This is a genomic window from Amycolatopsis speibonae (assembly GCF_042647925.1).
GTDB lineage: Bacteria > Actinomycetota > Actinomycetes > Mycobacteriales > Pseudonocardiaceae > Amycolatopsis > Amycolatopsis speibonae.
The window spans coordinates 41,281-54,485 of record NZ_JBHRWK010000092.1 but is presented as its reverse complement, the minus strand read 5'-3'; the positions used below and the strand labels follow the sequence as shown (position 1 = coordinate 54,485).

The window sequence follows — 13,205 nt, the reverse complement described above, 5'->3', positions numbered from 1 at the left end:
GAAGGAGGCCTTCACGGAACTACTGACCGCGGAATCCGGCTAACAGGGACAGACCCGGTAATAGACGGTGTAGGTCGCCGGTTGTTCGGGTGCCTTGATGATGCGGCTCGCCCCGGCGCCGTCGCCCCACTTGTCGAACACCAGCTCGTACGGCGGGATCTCGATCTTGCCGGCGGCGCTGACCGAGAGCGCGGTGCCGACGATGACCTTCACCGTCGAGTCCGTCACCACGCCGTAGTTGCCGACGGTGACCCCGATGCCCGGCGGGTCGGATTTGAACGTGACGTCCACGGTCTGCGGCTGCAGCTCGATGGTCTTGGTGCTGACGTTGCCGTCGGAGTCGGTGGCGGTGAGCGTCAGCTCGAGGTGCGACGGGTAGGGGTGGTCGGGCGCGGCGAACTCACCCGAGGCCGTGCCCGCGAACGTCTCGATGTCGTGGCTGTGGCAGTGGCCGTCCCCGGCGCAGTGCCGCATGGTCAGCTTCCAGTCCAGCGCCGAGGCGGGCAACGGGCCGTCCTGGGCATCGGAAGCCCCACCGGAGAAGGAGATCCGCTGGCCGACCTGCCAGGTGAGCGTGGGAGCCGGCGTGGTGATCACCGGGACCGGCTCGGGCGGCGGGGCGTTGTCCACCACCACGTCGACCTTGGCCGTCGAACTCTTGCCACCGGGGTCGGTGACCTTCAGCGCCGGGCGCACGAACTGCTTCTTCAGGTACAGCCAGCTCGCCGTCGGCCCCGTCCGGTCGTCGAACTGGCCGTCGCCGTCCAGGTCCCATTCGTACCGCAGACGCGCGCCTTCGGGGTCGGTGGAGCCGCGGCCGTCGAATCGCACGAACAGCGGCGACCGTCCGGCGGCCGGCTTGGCCTTGATCACGGCCTGCGGCGCGACGTTCGGGTCGTTGTCGTAGCTGATCCGGCGCAGCTCACCGGTGTCGACCGAGACGTAGTACAGGCTGCCGCCGGGTCCGAACGCCAGCTGCACCGGCACCCCGAGGCCGCTGGCGAAGGTGGTCACCTTGGCCGGATCCGGTGCGCCCTGCGCGTCCTTGCCCATCACCCAGATGCAGCCGCGGGTGCTGTCGCTGAAGAACAGCGAGTTCCGGTAGGGCTCCGGCAGGGTCTGGCCGTCGGCGAAAGCGAACCCGGACAGCGAGGCACCGCTGGTGTTGGGGCAGGTGTCGTCCGGCGAAACCTTGGCACCACCGGCGTACTGCAGAACCGGCTTCTGGTCGCCGCCCTCCGCGTAGAGGGACTCGCACAGCTTCAGCCCGGCGGCCTTCCAGCCGGGATGCGGGTCCTTGCCCTCGAAGCAGGGCCAGCCCATGTTGGGCGCCTTCGCCGGGTCCGGGGTGAACCGGTTGATCTCGTCCGCCAGTGTCTCGCCGACGTCGCCGAGCCAGACCTCACCGGTCTGCGGGCGCAGGGTGAACCGGAACGGGTTGCGCATGCCGTAGGCCACGATCCGGCGCGCGTTCTCGTCGGTGCTCGACGCGTACGGGTTGCCGGGCACGCCCTGGCCGGTCAGCGGGTCGACGCGGATCACGGTGCCGTTGAGCACCATCGGCTCGCCCCCGGGGCGGCGCGGTGACTGCGAGCGCAGCGAACCGCCACGGGCGTCGGGAATGGTCAGGTTGGTGCCCGCGCCCCCCGGCGGGTCGGCACACGGGTTCTTCTGCTGGCCGTAGTCGACGAAGTTGAAGCTGGCGCCTTCACCCGCGCTGGCGTACAGCAGGCCGTCGGGACCGAAGGCGATCGTGTCCGCGGTGTGGCTGGGGTACTGCTGGCACCAGCCGCTGACGAGCGTCTCCGGCGCGCCGGAGATCCCGTCGGCGCCCATCGTCAGCTTGACGATGCGGTTGGTCACCACGCAGCCGTCCTCGGTGTACCCCGGCGGCGACGGGCACTTGTCGTTCCACTTCGGCGCGGTCTCCCCCGGCGGCGCGTCATAGGTGTAGAGCGCGTAGACGTAGGGCTGTTGCGGGAACTTCGGGTGCACGGCCAAGCCGATCAGGCCGCGGTCCCAGCCGTCGAACACCTCGGTCCGCAGATCGGCGAAGACCTTGCCCGTCGTGGCATCGACGGAATCCCGGACCCGGATGATCCCCGATTTCTCCGCGATGAAGGTCTTGCCGTCCGGCGCGAACGCCACCGCGGTCGGCTCGGTGAGGCCCGAAACAACGGTCTGCTGGGCGAAACCCGGCGGCAGCTTGCTCGGAGGATCGTGCTGGGCCTCGGCCGGGCGCAGCACCGATTCGTCGGGCTGGCGCGCCGGGACCGGCGGCGCCGCCTGAGCGGTCTGGCCGCCGACGCCGGAGACCAGCGTGGTCCCGAGCAGCGCCGCGACCAGCAGCGCGGACGGCCGCAATCGCCGTCGTGTCATCTTTCGCATCACATTCAGCCTCGATCTGTTCGGTTGCCGAACTCACGCCTTGAGCTCGTTGTCGATGAAGTCGAAGATCTCGTCGTCGGAGGCGGCGTCGATCTTCTCGGTGAGTCCGCCGCCCGCCGTCGTGCCGCCGCCGTACCGGGCGGCCAGGGCGGTGAGCCGCTCGACCAGCTGGGCTCGCGACCGCTCGTCCAGCGTCAGCGCGGCCAGCTCCGCGTCCAGGCTGTCGAGCCTGCCCAGCAGCGGCGGAGCGTCCACAGTGGACTGTCCGGTCACGGTCAGGCTCTCCGCGAGCAGACCGGCCACCGCTTCCGGCGCCGGGTAGTCGAAGATCAGCGTGGCGGGCAGTCGCTGCCCGACCGCCGCGTTGAGCCGGTTGCGCAGCTCGATCCCGGTCAGCGAGTCGAAGCCGATCTCGAGGAATCCCCGCTGCGGATCCACCGCCGCCGCGCTCTGGTGCCCGAGCACGGTGGCGGCGTGCCCGCACACCAGGTCCAGCAGCAGCGCGACCCGGCCGTCGTGGTCCAGCCCGGCCAGCCTGCCGAGCAACGCGGCCTGTTCACGGTCGTCCCCACCCGTGGCGGAAGCGGCACCCGCCGTGCCACGACGGACGGGCGCCCGCACCAATCCGCTCAGCAACGGCGGCAGGGTGCCCGCCTTGGCCTGGGCCCGCAACACCGAGGTGTCCATCGGCGACGGCATCAGCACCGGCGAGTTGTGCCGCAGCGCTTCGTCGAACAGCGCCAGGCCTTCCTCGTCGGAGATCGCGAGGCCGCCTTCCCTGGCGATGCGGCTCAAGTCCGCCGCGCCCAGCGTGCCGGTGAGCTTGCTGGTGCTCGCCCAAAGTCCCCAGTCCAGCGAGATCGCGGGGAGCCCGGCCGCCCGGCGCTGCTGCGCCAAGGCGTCCAGCACCGAGTTCGCGGCCGCGTAGTTCGCCTGCCCGGGGCTGCCGTAGACGCCCGCGCCGGAAGAGAAGAGCACGAAGGCGGCGAGGTCCAGGTCCAGCGTGAGCTCGTGCAGGTGGATCGCGGCGTAAGCCTTGGGGCGCAAGGTCTTGTCCACCCGCTGCGGGGTGAACGAGCCGAACACGCCGTCGTCCAGTACCGCGGCGGTGTGCACCACCGCGGTCAGCGGCCGGTCGGCCGGGATCGTTCCCAGCAAAGCCCGGACCTCCTCCCGCTCGGACACGTCGCAGGCGGCGACGGTCACTTCGGCGCCGAGCTCGGCGAGATCCGCGACCAGTGCGCCCGCGCCTTCGGCCTCGGGGCCCTGCCTGCTGACGAGCAGCAAGTGGCGGACGCCGTGCCGGGAGACGAGATGCCGGGCGAGGAGGCGGCCGAGGGTGCCGGTGCCGCCGGTGACCAGGACCGTGCCGTCCGCGTCGAGCGCCACCGGCTCACCGGTGGGCTGCCCGGCTCGGGCCAGCCGCGGCACGAGCACCTGTCCGGCCCGCACGGCGAACTCCGGTTCACCGGTGGCAAGCGCGCCGGGGACGGCCCGCAGGGAGGCCGGGTCGTCGTCGACATGTGCCAGCACCAGCCTGCCGGGGTTCTCCGCGGTCGCGGACCGGATCAGGCCGGTGATCGCGGACTGCGCCGGCGCGTCGCGGACCACCAGAACCAGTTTCGAGGCGGCGAACCGCTCGTCGGCCAGCCAGTCCTGCGCCAGCCCGAGCACCCGTTCGGTCGCCGTCCCGATCGCGGTGGTCAGCTCGTCCTCGACTGCCGTGGGGGAGGTGGCGAGTACCACGGCCGGGATCTCGACGAGCTCTTTCGCGAGCACCTGGAGATCCGCGTACTCGACCGGTTCGAGGCCGGCGGCGGCGAGGCCGAGGTGGTCCCCGCTCACCAACACCGGACGCTCACCGGACTGGGGTTCCACTTGCAGGGGCGTCCAGTCCAGCCGGTAGAGCGCGTCCCGGCCGGCGGACCTGGCGGCGGCGAGCTGCTCCGCCGAAACGGGGCGCGCCACCAGCGAGGCGACCGACGCGACCGGAGCACCGGTGAGGTCGGCCACGTCGACGGCCACGGAGTCCGGCCCGGCAGGCGAAACGCGGACGCGCAGTGCGGCGGCGCCGGTGGCGTGCAGGGTGACGCCGGTCCACAGCAGCGGGAGGCGGGTCTGTCCGTCCTCGTCGAAGCCGCCGAGCTCGGTGGCCTGCATCGCCGCGTCGAGCAGGGCGGGGTGCAGGCCGTACCGGTCCGCGGTGAACCGGTGTGCCTCGGGCAGCGCGACCTCGCCGAACACCTCGTCGCCCCGGCGCCAAGCGGCCCGCAGGCCCTGGAACGCCGGTCCGTACTCGTAACCCTGCTCGGCCAGCCCGTCGTAGAACCCGGCGACGTCGACGGCTTCCGCTCCCGGCGGGGGCCAGGCCGTCAGGTCCGCGGTGGCCGCCGGTGCGGCCGGGCTGAGCACCCCGGCGGCGTGCCGGGTCCACTCGCCGTCGTCGAGCCTGGAGTAGAGCTCGATGCCGCGGCGACCGCCCTCGCCGGGCTCGGCCACGACCAGCTGCAGTTGCACGCCGCCGCTGCGGGGCAGCACCAGCGGGGTCTCCATGGCCAGTTCTTCGAGGTGGCCGCAGCCGATCCGGTCACCGGCGTGGATGGCCAGCTCCAGGTACGCGGTGCCGGGGAACAGGATGGTGCCGGCGACGGCGTGCTCGGCCAGCCAGGGGTGGCTGTGCACGGACACCCTGCCGGCGAAGAGGAGCCCCTCCCCGTCCGCGAGTTCGATCGCCGCGCCGAGCAGCGGATGTTCGGTGGCGCCGAGTCCGGCGGACACGACGTTCCCGTTGCCGTTCACGCCATCCGGCCAGTAGCGCTCGTGCTGGAACGGATACGTGGGCAGATCTTCGGGGGCCGTCCCGGCGTTGCCGAGCAACCCCGGCCAGTCCACGTCCGCGCCATGACAGAACGCCTCGCCCGCCGAGAGGAGGAACCGCTCCAACCCGCCCTCGTCACGGCGCAACGTGCCCACCACCGGGACATCGACCGTGTCCTCGATCGCCATCGTCAACACCGGATGAGCACTGACCTCGACGAACATCTGCAAACCCTCAACGGCCAACTGCTCGACCGCGTCCGCGAACCGGACCGTCTGCCGCAGATTCCGATACCAATAGCCACCCGACAGCTCGACCGTGTCCAACCAGCGGGAGTCCACAGTGGAATAGAACGGGACATCACCGGACTGCGGGGTCACCGGAGCCAGCAACTTCGCGAGCTCCGCCTCGATCCGCTCCACGTGCGCGGAATGCGACGCATAGTCCACCGCCACCAACCGAGCCCTGACACCCTCAGCCTCGAACTTGGCCTTCGCCGTGGCCAGCGCCTCCGGATCGCCCGACAACACGACCGCGTTCGGGCCGTTCACCGCGGCGATCGACACACCCTCGCCGACCTCCGTCACCGGAGCGGCCACCGACAACATTCCGCCCAGACCAGCCAATTCGGCGGCGATCGCCTGACTCCGCAACGCCACCACCCGAGCGCCGTCCTCCAGACTCAAGCCACCCGACACCACCGCAGCCGCGATCTCACCCTGGGAATGACCCACCACCGCCGACGGAACCACACCAAGTGACCGCCACACAGCGGCCAGCGACACCATCACCGACCACAACACCGGCTGAACAACATCAACCCGACCCAACGCGACCTCGTCGTCCAGCACCTCGAACAACGACCAGTCCACAAAGGATCCCAAAGCACTGGCACACTCCGCCATCCGCGACGCGAACACCGGACTCTCACCCAACAAGCCAGAAGCCATACCCAGCCACTGCGAACCCTGACCAGGGAACACAAAAACCACACGATCCACACCGGAGCCAGAACCCCGCACCACACCAGCGGGAAGCTCACCCGACGCGAACGCCGACAGCAGTTCCGATTGAGTCGAGCCGACGGCGACCGCGCGATGCTCGAACATCGACCGGCCCGCGAGCCCGGCTGCGACGTCGGCCGGATTGTGGTCGAGGCCGTATTCGGCCACCCGGGCCGCCAGCGCGGCGAGAGCTTCCGGGGTCTTGCCCGTCACGACCCACGGCAGCACCGGCGGGGCAGGGGAAACCGGGGCTTCGGTGAGTGGCGCCTGTTCCAGGATGACGTGGGCGTTGGTACCGCTGATACCGAACGCGGAAACCCCCGCCCGACGCGGCCTTCCGGTGTCCGGCCACTCGACGGAGTCCGTCGCCAGCCGCACCGCGCCCGAAGACCAGTCCACATGCGGAGACGGCTCTGTCACGTGCAGCGTCGCCGGGATCAGTCCGTGTTGCATGGCCATGACCATCTTCATCACGCCCGCGACACCCGCGGCCGCCTGCGTGTGTCCCAGGTTCGACTTCACCGAACCCAGCCACAACGGCTCCTCACGATCCTGACCATAAGTCGCCAGCAACGCCTGCGCCTCAATAGGATCACCCAACGTCGTCCCGGTGCCATGCGCCTCCACAGCATCCACATCAGACGAAGAAAGACCAGCATCCGCCAACGCAGCACGAATCACCCGCTGCTGAGACGGACCATTCGGCGCCGTCAAACCATTCGACGCACCATCCTGATTCACCGCAGAACCACGAACCACCGCCAACACCCGATGACCATTACGCCGAGCATCAGACAACCGCTCCAAAACAACAACACCAACACCCTCAGCAGAACCAAAACCATCAGCACCCGCCGAAAACGCCTTACAACGACCATCCACCGCCAACCCACGCTGACGAGAAAACTCCACAAACATATCCGGCGACGCCATCACCACCACACCACCAGCCAACGCCAAACCACACTCACCCCGACGCAACGACTGCAACGCCAAATGCAACGCCACCAACGACGAAGAACACGCCGTATCAATCGTCACCGCCGGACCCTCCAACCCCAACGCATACGCCACCCGACCCGACGCCACACTCAGCGAAGTTCCGTTGCCCGTATATGCCTCGACCTCTTCGGGGATGCGGTTCAGCCGGGAGGCATAGTCCTGATAGGACATTCCGACGAAGACGCCGGAAGCACTGCCGGACAGCGAAGTCGGGTCGATCCCGGCGCGTTCGAAGGCCTCCCACGAAGTCTCCAGCAGCAAGCGCTGCTGCGGATCCATCGCCAGCGCCTCACGCGGCGAAATCCCGAAGAACCCAGGATCGAACTCCGCCGCGTCGTAGAGGAATCCGCCACGGCTGGTGTAGCTGGTGCCGGACCGGTCCCGGTCCGGCGAGTACAACCCGGCCAGGTCCCATCCGCGGTCCTGCGGGAAGTCGCCGATCCCCTCGCCGCCGGCGGCGAGCATGTCCCACAACTGTTCCGGCGTGCTGACGCCGCCGGGGAACCGGCAGCTCATCGAGACGATGGCGATCGGTTCGTCCGTCGATACCGTGGTCGTCGCCGTGGCCGAGGTCTCGGCCTCGCCGAGCAGCAACCGGCGGATGTGGACGGCCAGGCTCAGCGGCGACGGGAAGTCGAAGACCAGGGTCGCGGGCAGCCGCAGCCCGGTCGCGGAGTTCAGGCGGTTCCGCAGTTCCACCGCGCTCACCGAGTCGAAACCCAGTTCGCGGAAGGCCTTCCGGTCGCTCACCGCGTCCGTGCCGCTGTGCCCGAGCACCGCCGACGCCTGCGCCCGGACCAGCTCCAGCAGCACCCGGTCACGGTCCGCGGACGGCAACCCGGCCAGCTTGCCCACCAGCGAGCCGTCCGCCGAGGCGGCGGCCGCGGCCACGCGCCGTGGCCCGCGCACGAGTCCCCGCAGCAAGGCGGGCAGGGTGTCCGGCTGGGCGCGCAGGGTCGCGCGATCGAGCGACATGGGCAGCAGGACGGGGGTTTCACCGCCGAGGGCGACGTCGAACAACGCGAGTCCCTGCGCCGGGGTCAGCGGCGCCTGCCCCTCCGCGGCCAGCCGTCGAAGGTCCGGTTCGGACAGTCGTGACGTCATCCCGACGCCACCGCCCCAGACACCCCAGGCCAATGCCATCGCGGGCGAGCCCCCGGCTACACGGGCCTGTGCGAGCGCGTCGAGGTAGGAGTTCGCGGCGGCGTAACTGGCCACCCCTGCTCCACCGAACGTCCCGGCCACGGAAGAAAAGAGCACGAACGCCGCCAACCCGGTGTCCGCGGTCAGCTCGTGCAGGGTGCGCGCACCGTCCACTTTGGGCCGGAGTACCGCGGACAGGCGGTCCGGGGTGAGGTCCTCGACGAGGCCGTCGTCGAGGACGGCCGCGGTGTGCACCACCGCCGTCAGATCCGTGATGCCGTCGAGCAGCGCGGCCGCCGCCTCCCGGTCTGCGACGTCGCAAGCGGTGACGGTGACCTCCGCACCGGCGGTCGTCAGCTCGGCCCGCAGTTCCTCGGCGCCCGGCGTCTCGATTCCGCGGCGGCTCGTCAGCACGAGCTTCCGGATCCCGTGCGCGGCCACCAGATGCCGGGCGAGCAGCGCGCCCAGCCCGGCGGTGCCGCCGGCGACGAGGACCGTCCCGCCGTCGTCGAGCCGTCGCGCGACCGGCGCGGGGGCCCTGGTCAGTTTGGGCACCAGCACCGTTCCCCGCCGGACGGCGGCCTCGGGCTCGCCGGACGCGAGCACCGCGGGCAGTGCGGCGGCGGAGGCCGGTTCACCGTCGAGGTCGACCAGCACGAACCGGCCGGGGTGTTCCACCTCCGCCGAGCGGACCAGGCCCCAGACGGCGGCCTGCGCGGGATTCGTGCCTTCGGTCGCGCCTCGGGTGACCACCACGAGCTTCGCCGCGACGCGGCTCTCGTCCGCCAGCCACCGCTGTACGGCGGCGAGCGCGGCGGCGGCGGTTTCGTGCGCCTGCGCCGAGTCGTCGGACAGGTCGGCGATCTCGTGCTCCGGGGTTTCCCCGGCGGCGAGCGGCCGGGTGACCCAGTCCAGCCGGAACAACGAATCCGGCGGCAGGTTCCCTTCGCGCTCCAGCACCACCGGCCGGGTCACCAGCGAGTTCACCGAAGCGACCGGGGCGCCGGTGCCGTCGGTGACCTCGACCCGCACCGACTCCGCGCCGGCACGGGTGATCCGGGCGCGCACCCTCGTCGCGCCCACGGCGTGCAGGGTGACCCCGGACCAGGCGAACGGCAGCCGGGCCGGGCCGGTGACCGGCCAAGCCAGTTCGGTCGCCTGAAGCACCGCGTCCAGCAGCACCGGATGCAACCCGAACCCGGCGGACTCCTCCGCTTCGGGCAGCACGGCTTCGGCGAAGACCTCGTCCCCGGCGAGCCAAGCGCCGGACAGACCTTGGAAAGCCGGACCGTAGACGCAGTCCTGGGCGGCGAACCGGTCGTACAGGTCGTCGAGCGGAAGCGGTTCCGCCCCGCGCGGCGGCCAGGCGAACCGCTGCCCTTCGCTGTTCGAAGCCTGTCCCAGCACGCCCGCGGCATGCCGCGTCCAGGGCGTGTCCAGCAGCTCTCCCCCGGCGGGCCGAGCGTGCACCAGCAGCGTCCGGCGGCCGTCGCCGTCGGGGCTCCCGACCGTCAGCTGGAGTTCCACCGCGTCCCGCTCCGGCACGATCAACGGCGCCTCGAGGGTGAGCTCCTCCAGTGTTTCCGCGCCGAGACGCCCGCCCGCGTGCAGCGCGAGCTCCACGAACGCGGTGCTCGGCACCAGGATGTTCCCGGCCACGACGTGGTCGGCCAGCCAGGGCAGCGCGGAGACCGACAGGCTCGCGGTGAACAGCTGCGCGTCGTCACCGGCCACCCCGACCAGCGCGCCGAGCATGGGGTGCCCGGCCGGGCCGAGGCCGTAGGCGGCGAGGTCCGCGGGCCCGCTCTCTCCGGCGTCGAGCCAGAAACGTTCACGCTGGAAGGCGTAGGTGGGCAACGGTGACGGGCTCGCGCCGGAGAAGTAACCGCTCCAGTCCACCGTGACGCCGCGGACGTGGGCCTCGGCGAGCGAGGCCAGCACGCGGTCCTGCCCGCCGTCGTCGCGGCGCAGCGTGCCGAGCGCGGCCGCGTCGGCACCGGCGGCTTCGATCGTTTCCCCGATCGCGGCGGTGAGCACCGGATGCGCGCTGATCTCGATGAACGCGCCGTGCCCCGCCTCCAGCACCGCACGCACCGATTCGGCGAACCGCACGGTCTGGCGCAGATTCCGGTACCAGTAACCGCCGTCGACCACCGGGGAATCCAGCCAGTACCGGTCCACTGTGGAATAGAACGGGATGCGCGGGGTACGCGGGTCGATCGGGGCGAGCACGTCGAGCAGATGCGTCTCGAGTTCGGTCACGTGCGAGGAATGCGAGGCGTAGTCCACCGGCACCAGCCGGGCGCGGATACCGTCCGCCGTGCAGGCTGCCTGCAGTTCCGCCAGTGCTTCGGGGTCACCGGAGACCACCGTGGCGCTCGGCCCGTTGACCGCGGCCACCGACAGCCGGTCGCCCCAGCCCACGAGGCGCCGTTCGGCCTCGGCCACCGGCGCGGCCAGTGACAGCATGCCGCCACGACCGGCGAGGCTCGCCGCGATCGCCTTGCTGCGCAGGGCCACCACCCAGGCGGCGTCGTCGAGGCTCAGCGCGCCCGCGACACAGGCGGCGGCGATCTCGCCCTGCGAATGGCCGATGACCGCGGCCGGTTCCACCCCGGCGGACCGCCACAGTTCGGCCAGGGACACCATGACCGCCCACAGCATCGGCTGCACCACGTCGACCCGCGTCCAGCACGGGTCCTCCGCGTCCGCGCCCAGCGCGTCGAGCACCGACCAGTCGACGAACTGCTCCAGCGCGGCCGCGCACTCGCGCAGCCGTTTGGCGAACACCGGCGAGCTGTCCAGCAGGTCCGTCGCCATGCCCGCCCACTGGGAGCCCTGGCCGGGGAAGACGAACACGACCTTGTCGGCGTTCTCCGCCACGGTCGCGCGCACGGTGCCCGCGGGCACCGAACCCTCGGCCAGACCGGACACCCCGGCGAGCAGATCGCCGAGCGCCGTTCCGGTCACCACCGCGCGGTGCTCGAACGCCGTCCTGGTGGTCGCCAGCGCGGTACCGATCTCGGCCACACCGGGCGATTCCAGCTCCGCCACGAAGTCCTTCAGCCGGGCGGCCTGCGCGAGCAGCCCGGCGTCCGACCGCGCCGAAAGCACCCAGGGAACCCGATGGTGAGTGTCCTTTTCGGACTCGGGCACCGGCTCGGGCTCGGGCAGTTCGAGAATGGTGTGCGCGTTGGTCCCGCTCATCCCGAACGAAGACACCGCCGCCCGGCGCGGCCGGTCCAGTTCCGGCCACGGCGTGGTCTCGGTGACCAGCCGCACGGCGCCCGCGGCCCAGTTCACGAACGGGGTCGGCTCGTCGACGTGCAGGGTCGGCGGCACGACGCCGCGGCTCATCGCCTGCACCATCTTGATCACCCCGGCGATGCCCGCGGCGGCCTGGGTGTGCCCGATGTTCGACTTGACCGAGCCGAGCAGCAGCGGGCGGTCGCCGGGCCGGTCCTGGCCGTAGGTGGCGAGCAGGGCTTGTGCCTCGATCGGATCGCCCAGCTTCGTCCCGGTGCCGTGTGCCTCGACGACGTCCACCTCGCCGGGTTCGAGCCCGGCCGACGCCAGCGCCTCGCGGATGACCCGCTGCTGGGAGGGCCCGTTCGGCGCGGTGAGGCCGTTGCTGGCGCCGTCGGAGTTCACCGCGGACCCGCGGACGAGCGCCAGCACGCGGTGCCCGTTGCGCTTCGCGTCGGACAGCCGCTCGACCAGGACCAGACCGGCTCCCTCGCCCCAGCCGGTCCCGTCGGCGGCGGCCGCGAACGGCTTGCAGCGGCCGTCGGCGGCCAACCCCTGCTGGCGGCTGAAGGCGACGAACGAGGCCGGGCCGGACATGACCGCGACCCCGCCGGCGAGCGCCAGGTCGCATTCGCCGCGGCGCAGTGCGGCGACCGCGAGGTGCAGGGCGACCAGCGAGGACGAGCACGCGGTGTCCACGGTGATCGCCGGGCCCTCGAAGCCGAACGTGTAGGCGAGCCGGCCCGAGACCACGCTCGCCGCGGTCCCGGTGACGAGGTAGCCCTCCAGCCCATCCTGCGCCTGGTCCGTGCGCGGGCCGTATTCGTGGTTCTCGGCGCCGACGAAGACACCGGTCCGGCTCCCGCGCAGCGAACCCGGGGTGAGGCCGGCTTGTTCGAAGGTCTCCCAGGACGTTTCCAGCAGCAGGCGCTGCTGCGGATCCATGGCCAGCGCCTCACGCGGGCTGATACCGAAGAACGCCGGATCGAACCGGTCTGCCCCGTCCAGGAACCCGCCCCGGCGAGTCGCGCTCACGGCGCTGTGGCCGTCGTCCTGGCCGAACAGGGCGGCCAGATCCCAGCCGCGGTCTTCGGGGAACCCGGCGGTGCCGTCCCCGCCGTCGGCGATCAGCTCCCAGAACCGGTCCGGGGTCTCGGCGCCACCGGGGAAGCGGCAGCCCATCGCGACGATGGCGATCGGCTCACCGTCGTCGGCCGCCCGCGCGGGCGCGACCGCCACGGACGTGGTGCGGCCCAGCAGTTCACCTTCGAGGAAGCCGACCAGCGCCGACACCGTCGGCTGGTCGAAGGCCATCGTCACCGGGAGGTCGAGCCCGGTCGCCGCGACCAGCCCGCGATGCAGGGCCACCGCCGCGAGGGAATCGAAGCCCAGGTCCGGCAGGACCGTCCGCGGGCCGACCGTCTCCGGCCGGACGTGCTCCAGCGCGTCCGCGACCTGTTCCCGGACCAGCCGGAGCAGCGACCGCGCGCGCTCCGCGGCGGACGCGGCCGTCAAGCGGTCGCGCAGCGCGGCCGTCCGGACGGAGTTCTCAGTGACATCATCCGCACTGGCCATGGCCAACGACTCCCCATCTCAACCTGTTT

General features: G+C 71.4%; 1 protein-coding gene and 1 pseudogene. Both read right to left on the bottom strand.

The features are described from left to right. Positions 1 to 39 precede the first annotated feature (39 nt). On the bottom strand, positions 40 to 2,379 hold the full coding sequence (locus ACFOSH_RS39055; RefSeq protein WP_378245942.1) for a PQQ-dependent sugar dehydrogenase: 2,340 nt from the start codon (positions 2,377 to 2,379) through the stop codon (positions 40 to 42). Positions 2,380 to 2,421: 42 nt separating this feature from the next. Continuing rightward, positions 2,422 to 13,101, bottom strand: a pseudogene (locus tag ACFOSH_RS39050) (SDR family NAD(P)-dependent oxidoreductase); the annotation flags it as partial. Positions 13,102 to 13,205: the final 104 nt, after the last annotated feature.